We start from the raw sequence: 1,183 nt of genomic DNA, 5'->3' as shown, positions 1-1,183 counted from the left end.
GTAGTGAAGGTGGCAATGTTCGTTTTTACGAAATCATTGTAACCAGACATTTGCTGTGCAAAAGGGTTCCAGTAGACCTGGATAAGAGCTGCCAACAATATACGAGCTGCTGCAACAATTTGAGTCATTGCACCCCTTTGGGCTTGTTGAGCTGCTGTGTTTGGGTTGGCTACAGAGAGAGGAAGCGATTTAAGGACTGCAATGCCTTTCCAGCTTGAGCCCACTACGTTTGCGATCTTACCGCTAAGACCACCAAGGATACCCTGCTTAATTCTTGCCATTTTTTAGATGTTTAAATTGAACTTACAGAATAATAATGCTAAGGTAATCAACCAACCAGGGTTTTGCAACTTTGTATTTTTTCCTGTTTATCTGCAGCTCACAATCTGCCTTTATTGTACTGATTAGGCCTTTTTACAAATGGCGAATTGGATTTTAAGAAGATTACACCATTCTTCCTTCCTCTTAAAACATCATTATTGCCGCTAAGTTCGTTCAGTATGCCCTTTGTTTCCTGTAATTTGCTGAATTTAATCCTTGCCATAGTATTCCGTTGAGTTTGTTGATTTGTGGCCTATTGACTTACTTCTATCCCTTTCCAACATCTCAATACTCCTAGTATTCTTTACAAAGTCATCTCTGAAGCTATGAGTAATTGACATATGAAATCTACCTTTCTTTAGCTTGCCAATGCCTATTTGTTTGTAAAGCCTATAGGCTGAGAACCTGTTCATGTGATGGAAAGGATTAACCTGGTTGTGTTTTGATTTGATCATGAAATCAGCTATTACCTGGACTGTAACAAGCCTGTTATAACCGCCTTTTAGCCCTTTAATGTATATATCCCCTCTCTCTGTTATATCTCCAATTTCAATATTCAATGCCTCCGTAATTCTGCAACCCGTATAGTACATGAGTAATCCAAGTTCATAATAACGGCCGAGCCGAGTTCTGTTTGCTTCAAGTTTGTGCCTGGCTGTTTCTTTTGTGGCCATTGCTGCAGCTCCTACATAACACGGTTTCTTAATCTGTGCGTTGGTATTTAAAACGGAGTTCGTGCGGCCCTTCATGGTGCTGTAATTTCTAAAAACGACAAAACGGCCAAAACCAACACTATAATGATGGTAATGACCAGCATGACTTTTGAGTTCGGTCTACCTGGCCCAACAGGATCGTAATCCCG

Annotated in this window: 2 protein-coding genes; both read right to left on the bottom strand. The window is 40.5% G+C overall.

Going from position 1 to position 1,183, the window contains the following annotated elements; all coding sequences use genetic code 11:
* The coding region (locus KDG50_00890) for a hypothetical protein (GenBank protein MCB1863960.1) at positions 1 to 281 on the bottom strand (281 nt) is incomplete at its 3' end.
* Positions 282 to 530: 249 nt separating this feature from the next.
* Positions 531 to 995 (bottom strand): hypothetical protein, encoded by a 465-nt coding sequence (locus KDG50_00885; GenBank protein ID MCB1863959.1) that lies wholly within the window; start codon positions 993 to 995, stop codon positions 531 to 533.
* Between the last annotated feature and the right edge of the window lie 188 nt (positions 996 to 1,183).

This window comes from Chromatiales bacterium (assembly GCA_020445605.1).
Classification (GTDB): Bacteria; Pseudomonadota; Gammaproteobacteria; order JAGRGH01; family JAGRGH01; genus JAGRGH01.
This window is presented reverse-complemented; position numbering and strand designations above follow the sequence as displayed.

What these genes read in the sequence shown, in the direction of transcription:
- KDG50_00885 (MCB1863959.1), bottom strand. Translation starts at nt 995, where the DNA reads ATGGCCACAAAAGAAACAGCCAGGCACAAACTTGAAGCAAACAGAACT.